At 35.8% G+C, this 20,123-nt stretch carries 20 protein-coding genes and 2 riboswitches; of the genes, 13 read left to right on the forward strand and 7 right to left on the reverse strand.

Annotated elements, in window-relative coordinates; all coding sequences use genetic code 11:
- Positions 1-44: 44 nt before the first annotated feature.
- Positions 45-1,076 carry a ketopantoate reductase family protein gene (locus tag CWO92_RS00005; protein ID WP_101352143.1) on the reverse strand — a complete coding sequence of 344 codons (1,032 nt, stop codon included), beginning with the start codon at positions 1,074-1,076 and terminating at the stop codon, positions 45-47.
- Between the two features lie 13 nt (positions 1,077-1,089).
- Positions 1,090-1,836 (reverse strand): acetoacetate decarboxylase, encoded by a 747-nt coding sequence (locus CWO92_RS00010; RefSeq protein WP_101352144.1) that lies wholly within the window; start codon positions 1,834-1,836, stop codon positions 1,090-1,092.
- A 164-nt stretch (positions 1,837-2,000) separates the two neighbouring features.
- Here CWO92_RS00010 and CWO92_RS00015 point away from each other — a divergent pair, with 164 nt between their 5' ends.
- Positions 2,001-2,888 (forward strand): LysR family transcriptional regulator, encoded by an 888-nt coding sequence (locus CWO92_RS00015; RefSeq protein WP_101352145.1) that lies wholly within the window; start codon positions 2,001-2,003, stop codon positions 2,886-2,888.
- A 379-nt stretch (positions 2,889-3,267) separates the two neighbouring features.
- Here the strand turns inward: CWO92_RS00015 and CWO92_RS00020 are convergent, their stop codons facing one another.
- From CWO92_RS00020 to CWO92_RS00030, 3 genes are all read right to left on the reverse strand, one after another.
- Positions 3,268-3,687 (reverse strand): HIT family protein, encoded by a 420-nt coding sequence (locus tag CWO92_RS00020; protein WP_101352146.1) that lies wholly within the window; start codon positions 3,685-3,687, stop codon positions 3,268-3,270.
- Positions 3,688-3,979: 292 nt separating this feature from the next.
- Complete coding sequence (locus CWO92_RS00025) at positions 3,980-4,417, reverse strand: DoxX family protein (protein ID WP_437177486.1); 438 nt, start codon at positions 4,415-4,417, stop codon at positions 3,980-3,982.
- A gap of 324 nt (positions 4,418-4,741) precedes the next feature.
- Entirely contained in the window at positions 4,742-5,221 is a 480-nt protein-coding gene (locus CWO92_RS00030) for a GyrI-like domain-containing protein (RefSeq protein ID WP_101352148.1), read from the reverse strand.
- Positions 5,222-5,511: 290 nt separating this feature from the next.
- A riboswitch (cyclic di-GMP riboswitch) is annotated at positions 5,512-5,598 on the forward strand.
- 138 nt (positions 5,599-5,736) lie between these two features.
- Between CWO92_RS00030 and CWO92_RS00035 the strand changes: the two genes are divergently transcribed.
- The 10 genes from CWO92_RS00035 (at position 5,737) to CWO92_RS00080 (ending at position 16,094) form a co-directional block, all read left to right on the forward strand.
- Positions 5,737-6,105 carry a hypothetical protein gene (locus CWO92_RS00035; RefSeq protein ID WP_101352149.1) on the forward strand — a complete coding sequence of 123 codons (369 nt, stop codon included), beginning with the start codon at positions 5,737-5,739 and terminating at the stop codon, positions 6,103-6,105.
- A gap of 57 nt (positions 6,106-6,162) precedes the next feature.
- Positions 6,163-6,873 (forward strand): hypothetical protein, encoded by a 711-nt coding sequence (locus tag CWO92_RS00040; protein WP_101352150.1) that lies wholly within the window; start codon positions 6,163-6,165, stop codon positions 6,871-6,873.
- A 44-nt stretch (positions 6,874-6,917) separates the two neighbouring features.
- Positions 6,918-8,072, forward strand: coding sequence for a methyl-accepting chemotaxis protein (locus CWO92_RS00045; RefSeq protein ID WP_101352151.1), 1,155 nt, complete (start codon positions 6,918-6,920; stop codon positions 8,070-8,072).
- Positions 8,073-8,239: 167 nt separating this feature from the next.
- Positions 8,240-8,323, forward strand: a riboswitch (cyclic di-GMP riboswitch).
- Positions 8,324-8,437: 114 nt separating this feature from the next.
- On the forward strand, positions 8,438-9,805 hold the full coding sequence (locus CWO92_RS00050) for a sodium-dependent transporter (RefSeq protein ID WP_101352152.1): 1,368 nt from the start codon (positions 8,438-8,440) through the stop codon (positions 9,803-9,805).
- 38 nt (positions 9,806-9,843) lie between these two features.
- Complete coding sequence (locus CWO92_RS00055; protein WP_101352153.1) at positions 9,844-11,493, forward strand: pyridoxal phosphate-dependent decarboxylase family protein; 1,650 nt, start codon at positions 9,844-9,846, stop codon at positions 11,491-11,493.
- Positions 11,494-11,842: 349 nt separating this feature from the next.
- Positions 11,843-12,082, forward strand: coding sequence for a glutaredoxin domain-containing protein (locus CWO92_RS00060; protein ID WP_101352154.1), 240 nt, complete (start codon positions 11,843-11,845; stop codon positions 12,080-12,082).
- Entirely contained in the window at positions 12,076-12,456 is a 381-nt protein-coding gene (gene nrdI, locus CWO92_RS00065) for a class Ib ribonucleoside-diphosphate reductase assembly flavoprotein NrdI (protein ID WP_101352155.1), read from the forward strand. The genes CWO92_RS00060 and nrdI overlap by 7 nt, the downstream gene beginning before the upstream one ends.
- The gene (gene nrdE / locus CWO92_RS00070) at positions 12,434-14,620 is read left to right on the forward strand and encodes a class 1b ribonucleoside-diphosphate reductase subunit alpha (RefSeq protein WP_101352156.1); all 2,187 of its coding nucleotides are present in this window, start codon (positions 12,434-12,436) and stop codon (positions 14,618-14,620) included. Before nrdI ends, nrdE begins: the two co-directional genes overlap by 23 nt.
- Positions 14,621-14,636: 16 nt before the next feature.
- Positions 14,637-15,593 (forward strand): class 1b ribonucleoside-diphosphate reductase subunit beta, encoded by a 957-nt coding sequence (gene nrdF / locus CWO92_RS00075; RefSeq protein ID WP_101352157.1) that lies wholly within the window; start codon positions 14,637-14,639, stop codon positions 15,591-15,593.
- Between the two features lie 63 nt (positions 15,594-15,656).
- The gene (locus tag CWO92_RS00080; protein WP_101352158.1) at positions 15,657-16,094 is read left to right on the forward strand and encodes a dUTP diphosphatase; all 438 of its coding nucleotides are present in this window, start codon (positions 15,657-15,659) and stop codon (positions 16,092-16,094) included.
- A 218-nt stretch (positions 16,095-16,312) separates the two neighbouring features.
- On the opposite strand, the gene CWO92_RS00085 is transcribed toward CWO92_RS00080, so the two are convergent.
- Positions 16,313-16,486 carry a YjfB family protein gene (locus CWO92_RS00085; RefSeq protein WP_101352159.1) on the reverse strand — a complete coding sequence of 58 codons (174 nt, stop codon included), beginning with the start codon at positions 16,484-16,486 and terminating at the stop codon, positions 16,313-16,315.
- Positions 16,487-16,659: 173 nt separating this feature from the next.
- Between CWO92_RS00085 and CWO92_RS00090 the strand changes: the two genes are divergently transcribed.
- Positions 16,660-17,820 (forward strand): DUF4317 domain-containing protein, encoded by a 1,161-nt coding sequence (locus CWO92_RS00090; protein WP_101352160.1) that lies wholly within the window; start codon positions 16,660-16,662, stop codon positions 17,818-17,820.
- 126 nt (positions 17,821-17,946) lie between these two features.
- Positions 17,947-19,620 (forward strand): ribonuclease J, encoded by a 1,674-nt coding sequence (locus CWO92_RS00095; protein ID WP_101352161.1) that lies wholly within the window; start codon positions 17,947-17,949, stop codon positions 19,618-19,620.
- Between the two features lie 201 nt (positions 19,621-19,821).
- Here CWO92_RS00095 and CWO92_RS00100 read toward each other — a convergent pair whose 3' ends face one another.
- Positions 19,822-20,007 (reverse strand): type Z 30S ribosomal protein S14, encoded by a 186-nt coding sequence (locus CWO92_RS00100; RefSeq protein WP_101352162.1) that lies wholly within the window; start codon positions 20,005-20,007, stop codon positions 19,822-19,824.
- Positions 20,008-20,123 lie beyond the last annotated feature (116 nt).

Consider the following 20,123-nt stretch of genomic DNA (forward strand, 5'->3'; position numbering starts at 1 on the left):
CACTATTTGAAGCTAGTTATGTCCCAGCCTCCTCCTTACTTTACCTATAAAGTATTTAATAACTCTTCAAATGCTTTTATATTTGTATCAAAATTCGGCACAGTTTGATATTCTTCGGCCGATTTGACTAGTTTTACAATCAAATCATTAAAAGGTGTTAAAATTCCTGTTCCTTCTCCCATTCTTGCAATAACGCCATTAATGTAGTCGATTTCAGTCTTACGTTTCTTCTCAAGATCCTGAAGCATACTTGCTCTTAATAGCCTAGAAGGTTCCATTACTACCCGTAAAGTTTGAATTCGTTTCGGTATATCTTTTTCACTTTGTAATTCAAGTGAGGAAATATCGAATCCATTCATTTTAGCAAATGTAACACCAGTTGCATGTCCAACCTTAATTGTCTCATCTGCTATATAAACCGCACTAAGAATACCAATTTCATTGTCAAGAATGTCTCCATATTCTCCGTTTAATGCCGCAGATAAACCACTGAACGCATTATTGATAAGTAGTTTTGACCATTTCGTTCCAACTAAATTGTCGGAAATATGAGTTCCTCCCACAAGGTCTAAAACCGATTTAATACTCTGGATTCTTTCCGTTGTTGCACCGTTTAATTCACCAATTTGAAAAGCGTACTTTTTAAATTGAGTATACTCGGTTGTAAGGCTGGATACGCCCGGTTCAATAAAAGTAGCTCCAAATTCAACAGAACCTGCAATAACACGTTCCACACCAACAATGGACGCAACTTTTTCTTCAGGTATACCGTTTTGCAAGGAACAAACCACACTATCGTCCTTTAAAAACGGAAGTAACTCTCGCAGGATGGTGTCGTTAAATAATTGTTTAGTTAATAGTAAGACTAAATCATATTTTCCTGACTTGTTTTCAGGAGTAATGGCTCTCACCTTTGCATGAAACTCCGTTGTTCCGATGACTTTTGCACCAGTTTGATTTAAAGCATCAACATGCTCTTGGTAAGTATCAATTAATTCGACATCCATTCCACCATCAGCAAGATATGCTCCAACGATGGTTCCTAAAGAACCAGCTCCTAAAACAGCTATTCTCATTTTAAATTCCTCCTTATTTTTCCTCTAGATAGTTATATACAGGCTGTGCAGCATTTAAGGTCAAATCCGTAAGAATATGAGATGCGGAAACGACTTCTAATACTGGCAAATCTGCCAGAGGCGCCAATGCATGTTCGAATAATTGAAGTCGAGCAGGGCCAGTCCATGCCCCTTTAATTTCAATATTGGTTATTTGTGTTCGTACTAAATCACAAATTCTCAGATCATCATTATAATCAGTTGCGATTTTCACCATGAAAGTGGGGCGACAAATTTCACTTTTAGCTTTTTCCTTATCCATTTCAAAATGCTTAAACCCCATCGTTGCAGTTGCTACACGAAGACTGCCGTAATCAAGTGTACCAACAAGGGTATCAGAATCTATATACAGCTTAGGTGAACCTAATTTCTTTGGATATGCAGTTAGTTCACGGCCACTTGCAATCGCTGGAAAGTTGTCTACATACATGGAATGAACATAATCCCCTTCTTCACCATTAAAATGAACAGGGATTACTTGTCCTGCCTCTGTATATGCACCAAGTCCAGAAACATCAGGCATCCACATTACTTCAAATTTCACTAGTGGTTCAGTAAATTCTAGAGGTTCTGGCACTGCCGCTCGTAAAGCCTTCTCATCCGTTCGGTAAATAATGTTAAGATATTCGCGATTGACAAATTTATAGGTTGGTACGGGGTACGCAGGTGCTGTTAATGGTGTATTAAAATTTTTTGCTATGTTATTTACATCGATTTTCACGGAATGACACCTTCCTTTTTTACGTAAAGTTCTGCAGAATATTTTGCTTTTTAGTATGTTTTTTATTTACTTGATTATTTTACATCTATATTTACATTTAATCTAATACATAATAAGGTATATACATATTTATTATAATAAATAAGTGAGGATTGGAATTGTAGATGGAATTACTTCAGCTAAAATACTTTCAGACAGTTGCCTATACAGAACACATTTCTAAAGCAGCCAAACAATTGAATATTGCCCAGCCTTCTTTAAGTCTGACTATTAAAAGACTTGAGGATGAGTTGGGTACAAACCTATTTGAGAGGAAAGGTAGAAATATTCAATTAAGTGCATCAGGAAAAATTCTTTTAAGACACGTAAATAGAATATTTACTGAGCTTGAAAATGCTCAAATGGAAATTCAATCAGAGGAACATGAAGTTTCTAATACGATACGAATCTCAATTTCAAATCCAAGATTCCTTACAGGACTAATTAGCGGATTTATTAACCATTTCCCTCAATCCAAAATTATTCAAGAACTCGGAGATAGAAGCGAAATAATGACAAGTTTAAAAAAGGGGGATATTGATTTAGGAATAGCAGGTCATCCCATTCAAGATGAAGAGATAGAGAGTTGTGTGCTGGTAAATGAAGATATTGTACTCGTTTTACCCTCGAACCATAGATTTTTGGGTAAAACGGAAATTTCATTAAGTCATGTTGCCAACGAAGCATTTATTACTCTTGCTAATAATGAGGAGTACAGTGGTTTTACAACCATGCTTTGTGAAAAAGCTGGCTTCATTCCTAATATTGCATTTGAGGTAGATTCTAATTTACTGGTTGAGATAATAAAGCTTGATCAAGGTGTGGCTTTACTTCCGATTTCTGTTTGTAAAACATTGGGGTTAAATTATATAAAAGTTACGGATGACTCCGCTACATATCCAGTCGGCTTGTCTTGGATGAGACATAAGATGTTATCTTCTTCAGTAAGCAATTTTCGCGACTTTATTATTTCTTACTATAAGGATAACGATGAAATGTTTAAGGCTAATTGAAGTATAAAAATTTTGTAAACGTTTATACAGATTGGTTAAAGACGTTAAAGGAAATTCCTAATAGTATGTTAGGTGAACTAATACAAAATTATCTCGCAGAGTGTCCATATTGGGGTGAAATTTCAAATTTATACCCATAATGTCTATCATATTGGTCAGATTGTTGATATTCGTAAACAAGGGTTATTTCTTCTATAGCTTAATCAGTCTACCTTCAGGATCTTTAATCCAAATAAACTGTACTGATAGTGCATGGAGAAAAGCTGAATGAATTGACCGCTGAAATTTATAATTTTGCACCTTTTCATTTAACAAAAAAAGACGTTATCTATTGACAACGTTCAAATTTTTTTCTTATATGTGTAGACTAAAGATTTTTCTACTTACATAATAGCTTTCTCATTTTTATTGCAAATTCACAAGCTTTTTCCTCATCGCAAGAATAATTTTGACTAAGAAATTCTATTCCCTTAGTTCTAATATTACTATCTCTTGGAATCAAATGAACATGAAAATGTGGAATACCCTCCAATAACATTAGTGAATAGATCCTTTCATAATCTTTCAATTGTTTCAAAGCTGAATATAGCCTTTTCATTAGTACTCCATAAGATTGTGCCTCCTCCAGAGTCATTTCTGAAAAATCCAAGAAGTGTCTTTTAGACTCTACTACTAGTTGACCAAGCACAGCTTGCTGAAAAGGGAAATGACAAACTAACCAGTACTCATCTTCTAATATATATCCGCCTGGGGGTTGATTTATTTGACCTTTATGTTTTTCGCAAATGAAACAAGCCATTTTTATCCCTCCTTATACGTAATAATTCATTTATGAACATATTTTTCCTTCATTTTCTCTTACAATTTTTTTCGTATATTGTGGACAGATAAGCGGGGGTATCGACACTTCATCCTGCTCAATGAAAATAGCAATGAAATCTAACAAGAAATAGGAAATTTCGTGAATAACAAATGGGAAATAGGTTAGGAAAAAATGGTATAAAAATAGAACGCCTCGATTTAGTATCAAAGCGTTCTTGACTGCTATTTGCACTGTTATTTTTACATTTAGTACCTCATATGCATGGATTTTACTTGAATACTAGACTCTGTTTTTTTGCATGTCTTTCAGTATTTATAGGCAAACTCCCTAGGATTCTGCTTTGTGGCCTCAGTACCCAAGAAGCGATGTTGAGTGCAGCATATGAAAGCGGAAGGATAATATTAAACCCGTAATCCCCATAATCGTTAGAAAAGACATGAGATAAAGCTGCGCCAGTCATTAAGAAGAAGATACCAGCGTGAACCCATTCTTTAAGACGAGGAAAACCTGGCATGAGGAGAGCGATGGCTCCGAGTAGTTTCCATATCCCGAGAATGGTTAAAATATATAATGGGTAACCAAGATTCGTCACTAACTCGACGTTTCCTCCATATTTCATGAGTTGCCCGATACCACTTAACATAATAGCAAATACAAGTAGGGATGTGACTGTCCAGTAAGCAATCATTTTTCCATTTGTTTTCATTTTTGATCTCTTCTCCTTTACCATTCATTTAATAAGTAACGCCCTATCCTTACAACTTTTTACATGATTTTGTCGGAACATATATTAGATATGTTTAAAAAGCGGATACCTGAAGTACCAAAGGGAAAAATCTCCGCATTGATTGGGTTTGCAAGCTAGTGAAAGCTATTTTTATCATAGCGAGAAAATAGCTTTCACTAATTTCAATGATGGAAAACGAATACTTAGTATAAAAAATGCAAGACTTTTCCTCTTGGGATATTTCCAACTTTCATCTTCTCTTTGGATTACAAAAACAATCCTCGATTGTTCCGTCTGTTCTCTTTATTTCCGAACAACCGGAATCCACATTTCACCAAATAATATGCCGTTTTGCTGCCCCATCTCAACCGTTGCATTTGGCCCGCCAACATAGGCAACATCCTTTACCTCTGACAAGACTTGACCAAAGGCAATGCCAGTTAGTTTGTTACTCAACTCTTCCGCCGTTTGCGCTTCTCCTTTTACAACTAGGTATTCTCCTTTAGGAAATTGGATGAGTCTAGATGCCTCTGGTACGGATGCCTCTGTCATGACGCCCGCATAATGCATCATCTTATTATTCACTGCTTCGTTCACGGCGAAAATGTAATTATTTGTGGCAACAGCTTTTAATGTTTCTAGCCTTCCATCTTGTTTAATGGACTCCCAAAAGTCTGCCTTTTCTTTAGTAATGCCAGCATAGTCAGTGTAATCGCTCCTAAGCTCGGTTCCAATACCTAACACAGTAAAGCTGTCTTTTGCTACTACGGTATAGTTTTTCATATTCAAAACCTTCCTTTTTTTAAATTTATCAAATGACTTTTCGTCTTCACTTGATGATTACATCATAACCTTTAATCATGTCAAAAAATGATACTGTTTAGGAGCCAGATGAAAAAAGTTGAATGGAGGTTTTTATATTAATGTTAGAGACAATCGATGTTATTCTTGTGGTAGGAACTGAAAAACGGAACAAAAGAACCGTCCCTATGTTTCTAGTTCGACAAAATATTGCAAATAAATTATAATGGTATAGTAAAATTTTAGCATGAGATTAGTACTACTTTTTCTGCAAATGTTAAGGGCAAACTTATCGAAAGGTAAGGACGCAAAGCTACGAGTCTAAAATCCTTCTGGATTATGATAGTCGGGTTGCCAAGAATAATATACATGTGATTATTCGACATGACTTGGCTATCCTTCTATCTCTGGGATAGCTTTTTTATTGTCCTGCTACGCAGAAAAATGTGCAAATATTAACAAAGTAGTATAACAGACTAAAGAAAGGAGATTAGAAGATGCTAGTCGTAGATAAAAAGAAATACAAAATGGCCATTAATGAGGGCGCGAAGGAAGTGCATGTACAGGTGCATGGATTAATTAGAGAGGAAGACGCAGAAGGTTATATGATGGATTTACAAAATACGATTAATAAAGTATCCAAACATGTATATACCTTAGTTGTTGATGCAACTCACCAAACACCTGTCCCATCGAAGGTTTTACCGCAGTTGGAGGGTGCTATGCAATTTTATACAACCTTAGGCTTTAAAGAGGTCCTTGTCGTAAAACCTTCCTCTAAAATTGCTCAAGTACAAATTAGGAATGTGCTGGAAAGAATTGTGTTCACAGGTTCATTAATCGATAAAGTACCTCATTCTATGTAATGTTAGGTGTAATAGAAAGAGAATGTTTAGTTTAGAATTGGAAAGGAAGAGTAAGCAGTGCAAACAACACAAGAATTATATACATATGAAATTTTAACAGCGGAACAACCAGATTTAATTCAGAAAGCAGCAGAGTGTTTAGCTCGTACATTTATTGGAGTCGATGTTTCAGGGAAATGGGTTCAGGAACCGATGGTAGGTGAATTACATTTAAATTATGAAGACTTCTATCAGTTTACTAAGGATTATTTAGATTCTACTATCGACCAGGGATATTGTGTAGTTGCAAAGGATATCGATAATAACGTTGTGGGTGTGCTTGCGGGAGATACAAATGCACCTGAGATTATCGGTGAAGATGTATTTGAAGGTTCTTTTTATGAAATGAATGTCATTCTTCGTGTACTAGAAGATGTCGATAAACGGTTCATGGAAGATTATCAAAAACGAACAGGAAAAGAAATTGAGGATGGAGAATTATTGCACCTATTCATGTTAGGAGTTATTGCAGAACAGGGCCGCCACGAGATTATTCAGCAATTAGGAAATATATTAATCAACAAGGCAATATCACAAGGGTTAAAAGGTGTTTTAGTGGAAGCGACAAATCCGAAGTCGGTACGAGTATTCGAAAAATATCATAATATACAAAAATATAAAGATTTAGAAGGAAATTATATCGTTCATAAATATCAGGAAAATAGTAAGTTGAATGGCATTCCTGAAAATATAGCGGATGGAACGTATATTCTTTTAAAAGAGTTTTAACATAATCATTCAATAATTAAAAGGAGTTAGGGGATTTATTCATTATGGAAGCTATTTTGCTAGGGATTATTGTTATTTTATTGGTGGTATCGGTGTATTTTGCTTACCGATATTTTTCACTAAAACGTCATCATATTAATAAAGAAATTCTAAATGGTATGAAAGAAATAGCAGCAGGTAATATCGCAAACAAAGTAAATGAAAAAAGTTCAGATCATACTGTATTTAATAAATTGATTGAGTTTTTTAGCCATGTAAGGGAAACGTTCTTTTCTTTTTCAAAAAATGTACATGAAATAGGTGAAAATATCGCTGAAACTGGTGAATATGCATCTGAAAAAGCAGATATTGTCAGAGCCGCAATTGATGAGGTAGGTAGAGGTTTACAGAAGCAATTAGTAGCTACAGAAGAAAGTGCTGCATCTATGGAAGAAATGGCACAAGCTATCGAAGATTTATCCGTGAGATCGAATCAAATTTCTGAACAGTCGAATACAACCTTAGCATTGACGCAAGAAGGAAATGTAAAGCTAAAAGACTCCTTGGAAAAAATGGAGCAGTTTAATCAAACGATACATAAAACTTTTGACGCAATCAATAAACTTGGGGAAAAATCTCACGAAATTGGCATGATTGTAAAAGTGATTACAGGGATTTCCGAACAAATTAATTTATTGGCATTGAATGCGGCAATAGAGGCTGCCCGTGCGGGTGAACATGGGAAAGGATTTGCGGTTGTTGCTGATGAGGTTCGTAAATTGGCCGAGCAATCCCGTCAGTCTTCTTCTGAAGTCTCCAATATTGTAAAGAATATACAAGAAGAAACGGAGATAGTGGTTCAATCGATGCAACAAGGAACAGAAGAATTTAACGTTACTAATAAAACCATTGTAGAAGTTGGATCGATGTTCGAAAAGATTGTTTCTACTACAAAAATTATTGCGGAGAATAATGAAAATACTTCTGCAAGTACAGAGGAATTATCATCTGCTACTCAGCAAATCATGACAGCAATTGTAGAGATCGCTTCTATTTCTCGAGAATCTGTGGAGATGTTTGAGGAACTAATAGAAATTAGCGATGATGAACTCCAGACTATGGAAAAACTTGTTCAGGAAGCAAAAGATCTAGTAGAGATAAAAAATGAAGTAGATAAGCTGCTTTCATGGAATGATAGAATTAAAATGGCTAAAGCTTAAGTAGAGCGTAGATGCTGCTTGGCCGACAAAAATAGGTTGCTTCTCATAGGTTCATTTAACTTGTGGGAAGCAAATTGATACTTGGAGAAAAGAATATAAGTTAAGCACTTTATAATTGCAATTTCTACCAAGCATCAATGAAAAAAATATGGTATTTTGTCATATTCCTTCGATAATAGCAAACCCATTGAAAAATGGAGGCGCAAAGCTGGGGGCCAAAAGAATATTTTTATGGCAGCCGGATTGCCGAAAAGGTTGGATATTTACTTTATAAGGCAATGTTTTGCTTTTTTATGTCCACCTATGTGGGCTTTTTTATTGAACATTGTAAGAAGGAATAGGATGCAAAAGGAAAGGAAATAGTAATGTCGCAACAAGAGCAATGGAGATCAAAGATAGGATTTGTTTTAGCAGCAGCTGGATCAGCAATTGGTTTGGGTGCTATATGGAAATTCCCTTATGTGGCCGGAACAGGTGGTGGGGGTGCCTTCCTTTTAATATTTTTAGCTTTTACCCTAGTCTTAGGGATGCCATTATTATTAGCAGAATTTATGATAGGGAGAATGGGGCAAAGTGATCCGATTCAAACATATGGAAAATTAGCAGCCAATAATAAGTGGAATTTTATAGGGAAAATTGGTGTTTTTACATGCTTTATACTTCTTTCGTTCTATAGTGTCGTAGGTGGCTGGATTATTCTATACATTATAAAAATTTTTAGTGGCGGGTTAGTTGGATTAACTCAGGATCAGTATGGGCAATTATTTGGTGAAATTATTTCGAACCCATACTCCACTATTGCAGCACAGCTTGCATTTATGCTCATCACCATTCTTGTTGTGGCCCAAGGGGTTCAAAAAGGGATTGAAGTAGCAAGCAAAATCATGATGCCGGCATTGCTTCTGTTATTTTTGTTTTTAGTCATTCGGTCTTTGAGCTTGGATGGAGCGATCGAGGGTGTGAAATTTTTACTAGTGCCAGATTTTTCGAAGCTTACATCGGGAAGTATCCTATTTGCCCTTGGACAAGCATTTTTTACTCTGTCACTAGGTGTTTCCGTCATGCTTACTTATGCTTCTTATTTGCCTAAGACGCAAAATTTACCGCAATCGGCCTTATCTATTATTATCCTAAATATTGTGATTGCTATATTAGCAGGCTTAGCGATTTTCCCAGGAGTTTTTGCATTTGGGCTGAAGCCAAATGCAGGACCGGTCTTAATATTCTCTGTTTTACCGGCGGTATTTGACCACATGCCTTTTGGAATGCTTTTCTTTTTAGCGTTTCTATTATTATTCTTATTCGCTGCTTTAACTTCAGCTTTTTCTATGATTGAAATTATTGTGGCGGCAGTTACGAAAAATGATACGCGTAGGCGCAAGAAAGTTACCTGGGTGACTGGGATTCTTATTTTTATCGTTGGTATCCCAGCTTGTCTTTCATATGGTGCACTGGCAGATGTCCAACTCTTTCATAAGACAATCTTTGACCTAATGGATTATACAGTTAGCAATATTTTAATGCCTTTAGGTGCATTATTGATTGCAATTTATGTATCTTGGAAAATTCCCAAAAAAGATTTGTATACCGAATTAAAACAAGGATCGAATGTAGGATACGCATTATTTTCCATCTGTTATTTTCTCTTAAAATATATCGTTCCAATTGCCATTATCATCGTTTTTTTAGATGCGGCAGGGCTATCCCATTGGATTCTACATTTCTTTCAATAAGATTACAGCTGCAGTAAAAACATCAGGGAGGTAAAATAATGAAGGAGATTCAAAAATTATTTCCTAGTATGGATGGAAATGACTTTCAAAGAGAGGAATTATTATCATATTTTAAGACGATTTTAACGAAAATAGATGAATTAAAAGATCCTAACAAACTAACGTTGGGAGAGATGCCCGACTATACAGAGGATTATTATAATCGTGTTATTCAAAAGGCGAATGTTCCGAATAAGGGTGTGTCCATGGAGGAAGTGATTCAGAAGCTTCTAAAATTAGTAGAAGGACACCGTTATGTCAACCGGAATTATGTAGCAAATGCAGCTCCCCTTCCAAATATCGCAAGTATCATTGGGAATTTAGTAATGGTGCTAGTCAATGGGAATAGTCTTTGGGATGTGGAAGGACAGGCAGCGGCAACTGCAGAAATCGAAGTCACTAGTATGCTATCAAAACTCGTTGGATACGATGAAAGCATAAGTGCAGGATACACAACTTGGGGAGGGCAAGGTGCGGTCTTTAACTCTTTACGTCTTGCCATTGCCCGTTACGCTCCAGCCTCTAATCAGCATGGTATACCGAAAAATCTCTATTGCTTCTGTTCAGAGCTATCACATTACAGTCTTTATAAATCTGTGGAGGCAACTGGGATTGGTGTCGAAAACATGATTCGCGTGAAAGTGAATGATGATCATTCTATGAATCTAGAAGATTTAAGAGAAAAAATGGAGCAAGTTATTGCAAAAGGTGGTGTTCCTCTGTATGTCCTTGCCACAATGGGAACCACTGATACATTTGGAATTGATGATATTGAGGGGATTAAGCAGATTACGGAAGATTTAGAACGCACCTATGGCATAAATTCAATCTACATCCATGCAGACTCTGCAATGGGTGGCATGTATACTTTCTTTAATGATTACGACTTTGAAAGCAATCCACTGCGATTCGAAGACCGTGTTAAAGATGTATTGAAATCGTATCAACAGAAGTTTAAGCATATCAAGCTTGCAGATAGTATGGTTTTTGATTTCCATAAGCTTGGACAAACACCATATATATCAAGTTTATTTTTAATCAAAAACAGAGAGAATCTTATGTATGTTGATTTAGATGCAGCGGAAACGCCATATGTTGGGAATCGCGGATATGGCAGCTATCATACAGGCTATACGCTCGAATGTTCGAGAATGGGAAGTGCATTAGCAATTTATGCGTCTTTATTAGCATTTGGAATTGAAGGCTACCAAGAGCTTTTAGCCAACTATATTCGTGTCAATATTGCATTTAGAGAGACGTTAACAAAGGAAATTACGAATGTGATGGTTACGAATGAGGTTTCCCCGATTACAACATTCCGTTTTTATCCAGAAAAAATAAAGTGGAATGATGAAATAAACGGACATTTAACGGTAGAAGAAATCATGGAAATTAATCAATTTAATGATGAGTTTGCAGAGGTAATTGGTGCCGAACGAGATACCGTCTTCTTTGGAAACACTAAAAAGCAGCGTCTCATCGAAGCAGCAAACTCGAATAAGCGAATATCCGTCTATGCGCATAAATTTTTTGCAATCTCTCCATACACAACCATCGAAGAGGTCGATCGTTATGTTGGATTTCTAAAAGAACACTTGGAATTTTTTCTTAAGACGAAAAGCAGTAATAATCTAATGCTAGAAATATAAGAAATTAAATCCTAATCAAAGACTAGAAACTGTAGTCAAACTCGTGAAAAATTGAGGATGACTACAGTCTTTTTTAGAAGAAAAATAGAAATATAACCTGGGGATACAGTTCCTTTCAAAACTTTTTTCCAATCGTTTTGCCCTATATTTTTTATTCCTTTGTCTTCATCGCATTCCTATTTGTTTCCTTCTCTTTGGGTCCTTTCAAGTATTTCAGGGTATCTCTCTCGATATTTGTCAATCAAAATTAACTAAATAATAAATGGGAACTTTTTAAGGTGAAATTCTTGTCATAAATTGCTATAATCATATATTAATAATGAAAAAAATGTAGATTGGCGGTAATAAGATGTCGAAAGTAACAGTTTATACTAAAAATGGTTGTCCACAATGTGATATGACAAAAGTAGTCTTAAATGGGGAAGGAATTGAGTTTGAAACGTTCAATGTAGAAGAAGATGAGAATGCTTTTGATTACGTTGTTAATACATTAAATTTACGTCAGATGCCAGTAGTGGTAGTGGAGGGGCAAGAACCATTTACTGGTTTTCAACCAGATAAATTGAAAGCAATAGCTGTTAAATGTTAATTGTCTTTCTTTCCTTAACTGGGAATGTTAGGAGCTTTGTTAAGAGGACCGAGCTGGAATCTGTTGAAATCAACTACTCGGATCCTCTTTTTGAGGTTCAAGAATCATTCGTATTGATTGCCCCGTCCTATGATGACGATATTACAGATATCATTAGTTCATTTCTTAACTATAAAAATAATCTCGACTATTTAATTGGTTTTGTTGGCAGTGGTAATATGAATTTTGATCATAACTATTGCTTTAATGCTCGGGATTTAGCACAAAAATATAATAAACCATTGCTTTTTACATTTGAATTTAGCGGCACAGATGAGGATGTTAATTATTTTAAGAAGGAAGTGAATCAACTTGCTAGCACCGGAATTAAGTAAAAAGGTCAAAGAGGATACGTATTTTACTCTAAACAATCTATTGAATTTACCTAAGGATGGAAAAATCCAATTAGATAAAGATAGGGAAGCTGTGAAAGCTTACTTTTTAGAATATGTAAATCCTAATACAGTATTCTTTCATTCCTTAGATGAAAAGCTGGATTATCTAATAGAAAATGATTATATTAAAGTCGATTTTCTAAATAAATACGATCGCAAATTTGTCAAAAAAGTATTTAAAAGTATCTATAATAAAAAATTTCGTTTCCGTTCCTTTATGGGTGCATATAAGTTTTATTCCCAGTATGCAATGAAAACGGACGATGGAAATAGATTTTTAGAAAGATATGAAGATCGCCTAGCTTTTAATGCTCTCGCGTTAGCTGATGGAAATGAACAATTGGCACTAGACTTAGCTGAAGAGTTAATCAACCAGCGGTATCAGCCAGCAACCCCTACGTTTTTAAATATTGGTAAAAAGAGGGCGGGGGAGATGGTTTCATGTTTCCTTTTGACTGTTTCTGATGATATGAATTCTATCGGTAGAAGTATCAACTCTGCTTTGCAATTATCAAAGCTAGGCGGAGGGGTTGGAATCAGCCTATCGAATCTCCGTGCTAACAATGATCCAATCAGAGGGGTATACGGACTTGCAGATGGGGTAGTTCCTGTTATGAAAATGTTTGAGGATGCTTTTTCCTATGCCAATCAAGGTGGAGCTAGAGATGGTGCAGGAGTCGTGTATTTAAATATTTTCCACCCTGACGTCGTTGATTTCTTATCCGTTCGTAAAGAAAATGCAGACGAGAAAGTGCGGATCAAGACATTATCACTTGGCCTTATCGTACCAGATAAATTCTATGAATTAATTAAAAACAATGATTATATGTATTTATTTTCTCCTCATGATGTTGAAAAAATTTATGGAAAACCATTTTCCTATATAGATATTACAAAAGAATATGACAATATGGTTGAAAATCCTCATATTCGTAAATCAAAAATCAAAGCGAGAGATTTAGAAACGGAAATAAGTAATCTTCAAAATGAAAGTGGCTATCCATATATTATTAATATTGATACGGTAAATCGTTCGAATCCAATTGATGGAACGATCATCATGTCTAATCTATGTACAGAAATATTTCAGGTACAGAGAGATTCCTTAATTAACAACGACCAAACATTCTCCATCTTGGGAAATGATGTAAGTTGTAATTTAGGTTCAACCAATGTCACCAATCTAATGAGTTCGCCTGACTTTGGAAAATCAGTACGCACCATGCTGCGTGCTTTAACATACGTAACAGATCATTCTAGTATTGATGTAGTACCATCTGTGAAAAATGGGAATGACATGTATCATTCAGTTGGCTTAGGGGCAATGAATTTGCATGGATTTTTAGCCAAAAATAAAATTTACTATGGGTCCCCTGAAGCATTGGAATTTACGGATATTTATTTTATGCTATTAAACTATTGGACTCTTGTTGAAAGTAATGCCATTTCAATAGAAACGGGTAAAACCTTCTATGAGTTTGAAAAGTCAAAATATGCAACTGGTGAATATTTCGACAAATATTTAAATGAACCGGATTTTGAGTTTAAACATGAAAAAGTGAAGGAATTATTTAAAGATATTTTTATACCGCACCATAAGGATTGGCAGAAATTAAAAGAATCGGTTATGCAATACGGTATATATAATGCCTATCGGCTTGCAGTTGCACCAACTGGATCCATTTCCTATGTGAATGAGGCAACAGCCTCCATACATCCGATTACACAACGAATTGAGGAACGTACTGAAGGGAAGCGCGGAAAAGTATATTATCCTGCACCATATTTAACTACTGAAACACTTCCTTACTATGAGTCTGCCTATGATATTGATCAACGAAAAGTGATTGATACGTATGCAACCGCACAGAAACATGTTGATCAAGGTTTAAGTATGACACTGTTTATGAGATCCGAATTACCAGATGGGATGTATGAATGGAAAGCGGGCAGTGATTATCCTACAAAGAAAACAACAAGAGATTTGAATATCTTGAGAAATTATGCATGGAAAAAAGGCATTAAGTCAGTTTATTACATCAGAACTTATACGGATGAAGGAACTGAAGTAGGTGCTAACTATTGTGAATCATGCAGTATTTAAGGAGGATAGACTCTGTATGGACTGGAATTATTATAATGCAATAAATTGGAATAATATTGAAGACATTATGGATAAAATGACATATGAAAAATTAACAGAACAATTCTGGTTATCTACACGTATGCCTGTGTCTAAAGATAAATCAGACTGGACAAAGCTTCCTGATCCTGAGAAACGTTTGGTGGAAAAGGTATTTGGCGGACTAACAATGCTGGATACACTTCAATCGGAGAATGGCATTGATGCATTGCGGAAGGACGCAAAAACACAGCATGAAATAGCAGTTCTTAATAATATTCAATTTATGGAATCAGAGCATGCCAGAAGCTATTCATCGATATTCAGTACGCTCAATACAAAAAGAGAAATTGAAGATATTTTTAGATGGGCAAGAGAAGATGATTTTCTTCAAACGAAAGCGCGTATCATTGATGAAATATACCAGAGTGGTACTCCGTTAGAAAAGAAAGTGGCAAGTGTCTTTTTAGAATCATTTTTATTTTATTCTGGCTTTTACACGCCATTGTATTATTTAGGTAGGGCAAAATTAATAAACGTGGCAGAAGTCATTAAACTGATTATAAGAGACGAATCTGCACATGGAGCCTATATTGGATATAAGTTTAAAATAGGCTTCGAGCAGTTGACAGATTCAGAAAAAGAAGCCATGAAATCATGGACATACTCTTTGTTGTATAAATTATATGAAAATGAAGTGAAGTACACAGAGTCATTATATGACGAAGTAGGCTGGACGGAAGATGTAAAAGTTTTCCTTCGTTATAATGCGAATAAAGCATTAATGAATCTTGGATTATCACCGCTATTTCCAGATACAGCAGACGATGTGAATCCGATTGTTATTAATGGATTATCTACAGGAACAACGAATCATGATTTCTTCTCAACGGTGGGAAATGGCTATTTACTTTCCGTTGTGGAGGATATGAAAGAATCAGATTATGACTATTAAACAGTTTAGCGATGGGGGCATGGTACACCTCATCGCTATTCTTTAGAAGTAGAGGAGAAAAAAATGTCGACACAACAAATTAAGATTAAGTATTTTAACGAAAATTTAGTAAGAATCGATAAAATTGTACAAGGTGACTGGTTGGATTTACGTGCAGCAAAAACAATCGAATTGAAAAAAGATGAATTCAAATTAATTCCGCTTGGCATTGCGATGGAGCTGCCTGAAGGGTATGAAGCACATGTCGTACCTCGTTCCAGTACTTTTAAGAATTTTGGAATTATCCAAACGAATTCCATGGGAGTTATTGACGAATCTTATAAAGGTGATGAAGATCAATGGTTTTTCCCAGCATATGCATTAAGGGATACTGTAATTGAAATGAACGATCGTATTTGTCAGTTCAGAATCATGAAAAAAATGCCGCCGGTTGAATTAGTGGAAGTTGAAAAGCTAGAAAATGAAAATCGCGGCGGACATGGTTCTACTGGAACAAAATAATCTATAAATATATCTAACCTTTCAATGTGTGAGTAAGCTTTATGGTAGATTGGTTAGATTAGCATCCTATTTAATGACGGAATACCCCCTTCAGATGGAAGCGGGGTTTTTGTATTTAACGGATTTTCTGCCTGATTTAAATTTCCTCATACATGAGGCGATTAACATCTGCAAAAAAATAGAAAGTACATTCATGATAACATGAATGTACCCCTTTGTTATGCCTTTAAGTCAATGGTGTTCCCTAATGTTGGATGTGGTGCTTCAAGCATTTTAATGATTTCAGCGCTGTTTTGTTGAGTTGCGTCCATCGCTTTTTTTGTTAAGGCAATTTCAACACTCTGTCCCAATGATGCTTGACTTAATCCGATTGATAAGGCTGCAATATCCATGTTTTTCACCTCTATTAATATATCGGACTCGTATTTGGAATTTATAGGGTAATATAACAGAAATCTTTTCCTTATAAAAAATAATATTCCTGCTAGGTAGGAAAACTGAAAAAATATCAAGTATTACAATTTTTTTATCAGAACAGTATAATCAGGGATAGGAGATGAGATAAATGAATAAAAAAGACATCGCAAATATCCGAAATCAATTTAAATTAAACAGTCGATATATGAAAATCCGAGAAATATTTAATGTATATGTAAAGAAAGAATCAGGAGAGATTTATCATCAAATTAGCCAGCCGTTTGAAATGCTAGAACAGGAAGCACAAGAATTGTTTTTAACCAACTTTAAAAAAGTTTTGACTGGGAATCTTGATGCCAAACTGTTTGAACTGAAATTTCGTCGTGATGTGGACGAAAGCACCCAAATGATCCTTTTCAATGGATTACATGCACCATCAACGGAAGAATGGAAAGAAAATATGCTCCGAATTGTCGAGAAAATGTTTGCGCAGACAAAGTATGAATTTGATACGGTGGTTACCTTTATCAGGGGAGAATATCAAAAGGCCACAAGGAAGCGTGATTTGGAATCCGAAGAAGGAGGAGATGATGAGGTATACTCCAGTCAATTTGTTCTTTGCAGTCTAAATAAAACCGACCAGCCGAAAAAAGCCTTGCTATTCGATTATATTGAGAAAGAATTCAAGTCCAATAATGCCGTGGATCCTATTATAAATTTAGCGGCTCCTTTAAACGGTTTTCTGTTTCCTGCCTTTAATGATAATGCAGCAGATGTGAATCACATTCTTTATAATGGCGGCAAAGTGAATCAACCAAGTGAAACGTTTATCGTGGATGTGCTCCAATGTGAAGAAATCATAACAGCAATAGAAGAAAAGGACACCTTCGATCAAATATTAAAAATAGTGGTAGGCGACGAAGTTGATTCCAAAGTTATTTCAAATGTCTATGAGGAAATTGATAAAATGGTACAGGAAAATCAAGAAAATGAAGAAAGTGAACCACCTACACTTGATTCCAAAGACATTGAACGAATCTTAGAAGTTAGTGGAGTGGAAAATGTCAACACAGATAAAGTGGAACATGCTTTTAAAAGTGTGGTCTATGACGAAAAACACGAAATCAAAGCAAGCAGTGTCATTCCGAAATCGATAAAAATCGAAACAAAGATTGCTAATGTAACCATCAACCCGAAAGACCTCAAAAATATTAAGTATATAACTTTTAATGGAAAGAGATGTCTATTATTAGAGGTGGATGAAGAAGTGGTAGTGGAAGGATTTCGATTGGAGACAGAATCACTTTAAACAGTCCTAGGATAAAAACACCCAAACAATGTTTTTGGGTGTTTTTTGTTTGAATTTGAATCCTATGTTTCGAACGAAATTACACAGGACATACTAAGATTATATTCAGAGTGGGAGGATATGAAGGTGAATACAAATGAAAATATCTTATCTTTCTTCGCTTTAGGTGGCTTGAATGAAATCGGAAAAAATATGTATGCAATTGAATATGCAAATGATATCGTGATTATTGATTGTGGCAACAAGTTTCCGGATGAGAGTCTATTAGGAATTGATTTGATAATTCCTGATATCAATTACTTACTTGAAAATAAGGATAGGGTAAAGGCTTTGATTGTCACACATGGTCATGAAGATCATATCGGAGGGATTCCGTATTTTTTGAAAAAATTAAATGTCCCCGTTTATGCTACGCGATTCACCCTAGGCTTAATTGAAATCAAATTAAAAGAGCATAAATTTCTAAGAGAAAGCAAACTTGTTGAAATCCATGCAAACTCAAAATTAGAGTTTGGAACATTAAGTGTAGAATTTTTCAAAGTGACTCATAGCATTCCTGATTGCCTGGGAATCGTCTTCCGCACACCAGAAGGGAATGTTGTTCATACAGGGGACTTTAAGTTTGATTTAACACCTGAAAATCGGGATGAACGTCCGGAAATTCATAAAATGGCGGAAATCGGAAATGAAGGGGTCCTTCTTCTATTGTCCGAGAGTACCAATGCCGAACGCCCTGGCCTGACCCCATCCGAACAAATGGTAGCGGATCATTTAGAAGTGGCTTTTATGAATGCGGAACGTAAAATTATTGTTTCCACTTTTGCTTCCAATGTTAGTCGTGTTCAACAGGTTGTGAATGCAGCATATAAAACAAATCGGAAGCTTGTGTTGCTTGGAAGAAGTATGGTGAATGTAGTTGGAGTTGCCATGGAACGGGGTTATTTAAGGGTTCCGGATGGAATGTTAATAGACCAAAATGAAATGAATGAACTGCCTCCTGAAAAGGTAGCTATCTTATGTACAGGTAGCCAAGGAGAACCCTTGGCAGCACTTGCCCGCTTGTCGACTGGAAACTTTCGTGGCGTCGAAGTTTTACCAAAGGATACGGTCATTCTTGCAGCGGGCCCAATACCTGGCAATGAAAGAAGTATCACAACCATTGTAGACAATTTCTATGCCCTTGGTGCCAAGGTAATTTATGGATCAGGAAGTACATCGGGCATGCATGTTTCTGGTCATGGCTATCAAGAGGATTTAAAACTAATGCTTACCTTAATGAAACCAAAATATTTTGTTCCGATTCACGGAGAACTTAGAATGCTGCACCATCATCGTTTACTAGCTGAATCCGTCGGAGTACAACCAGGAAACACGTTTATAGTTAATAATGGCGATGTTGTAGATATTGAAAATGGAATAGCCCGCCAAATACGAGAGATACCAGTTGGGAACACTTACGTTGACGGTGGAGATGTTGGGAATGTAGGGGAATTTGTATTGCGAGATCGTAAACAGTTTTCGGAGGATGGTATGCTCATCGTTGTGTTAACAATAAGTAAATACGACGGAAAACTGCTTTCGGAACCGGAAACTATTTCCCGCGGTTTTATAGACGGCGATTTCTCCGAATTCAGAAAAACTGTGAATCAACTTACTACAAATGCTATTAATGGAATCCAAAAAGGAAATCGAAACGATTGGAAAGTAATGAAACGAGAAATAAAAAAATCCATTCAGCAGCATGTGTTTAATAAAATGAAGAAAAAGCCAATGGTTGTTCCCATTATTATCGAAATTTAAAATCAGGCTGAAACCAGCACCTTTACGAGGATAAAACGTAACGTGCTGGTTTTTATTTTGGGAGCATTTCCTAAATAATATGTAAAATCCTCTAATTTCAAAAGGGAATCGCCAAACCTAAAAGTAGTTTTTTCGAAAAAAAAATCGTATCGAACATTTATAAACAAAAATTCCCCATCTTCTCAAATGGGGAATCAATTATTACCAACTAGCCTTTTTTACTCCAGGAATTTGCCCTTTATAAGCAAGTTCACGGAAGCAAATGCGGCATAGCTTAAATTTTCTTATGACTGAGTGTGGACGCCCGCAGCGTTCACAGCGTGTATATTGTCTAACAGCATGTTTTTGTTCTCTGCTTTGTTTTATTAATAATGCTTTTTTTGCCATTATCATTTCCTCCTTTAATATTGGTCGGAGGTAGGAGAGTTAAACTATTATACACCCGCTTGTCCCGATTGTATACAGGTAATTTATGGAGTTATAACAATATGTATGAAACAAAT

This window comes from Heyndrickxia camelliae, assembly GCF_002844575.1.
Lineage (GTDB): Bacteria > Bacillota > Bacilli > Bacillales > Bacillaceae_C > Margalitia > Margalitia camelliae.

Bases quoted from the DNA above. Each gene is read 5' to 3' on its own strand.
- CWO92_RS00085 (WP_101352159.1), bottom strand. From the start codon at position 16,486: ATGGATATTGCAGCCTTATCAATCGGATTAAGTCAAGCATCATTGGGA.
- CWO92_RS00100 (WP_101352162.1), bottom strand. From the start codon at position 20,007: ATGGCAAAAAAAGCATTATTAATAAAACAAAGCAGAGAACAAAAACAT.
- nrdF (WP_101352157.1), top strand. From the start codon at position 14,637: ATGGACTGGAATTATTATAATGCAATAAATTGGAATAATATTGAAGAC.
- CWO92_RS00050 (WP_101352152.1), top strand. From the start codon at position 8,438: ATGTCGCAACAAGAGCAATGGAGATCAAAGATAGGATTTGTTTTAGCA.
- CWO92_RS00090 (WP_101352160.1), top strand. From the start codon at position 16,660: ATGAATAAAAAAGACATCGCAAATATCCGAAATCAATTTAAATTAAAC.
- CWO92_RS00005 (WP_101352143.1), bottom strand. From the start codon at position 1,076: ATGAGAATAGCTGTTTTAGGAGCTGGTTCTTTAGGAACCATCGTTGGA.
- CWO92_RS00080 (WP_101352158.1), top strand. From the start codon at position 15,657: ATGTCGACACAACAAATTAAGATTAAGTATTTTAACGAAAATTTAGTA.
- CWO92_RS00055 (WP_101352153.1), top strand. From the start codon at position 9,844: ATGAAGGAGATTCAAAAATTATTTCCTAGTATGGATGGAAATGACTTT.
- CWO92_RS00015 (WP_101352145.1), top strand. From the start codon at position 2,001: ATGGAATTACTTCAGCTAAAATACTTTCAGACAGTTGCCTATACAGAA.
- CWO92_RS00025 (WP_437177486.1), bottom strand. From the start codon at position 4,417: ATGAAAACAAATGGAAAAATGATTGCTTACTGGACAGTCACATCCCTA.
- CWO92_RS00060 (WP_101352154.1), top strand. From the start codon at position 11,843: ATGTCGAAAGTAACAGTTTATACTAAAAATGGTTGTCCACAATGTGAT.
- CWO92_RS00045 (WP_101352151.1), top strand. From the start codon at position 6,918: ATGGAAGCTATTTTGCTAGGGATTATTGTTATTTTATTGGTGGTATCG.
- CWO92_RS00020 (WP_101352146.1), bottom strand. From the start codon at position 3,687: ATGGCTTGTTTCATTTGCGAAAAACATAAAGGTCAAATAAATCAACCC.
- CWO92_RS00030 (WP_101352148.1), bottom strand. From the start codon at position 5,221: ATGAAAAACTATACCGTAGTAGCAAAAGACAGCTTTACTGTGTTAGGT.
- CWO92_RS00035 (WP_101352149.1), top strand. From the start codon at position 5,737: ATGCTAGTCGTAGATAAAAAGAAATACAAAATGGCCATTAATGAGGGC.
- nrdI (WP_101352155.1), top strand. From the start codon at position 12,076: ATGTTAATTGTCTTTCTTTCCTTAACTGGGAATGTTAGGAGCTTTGTT.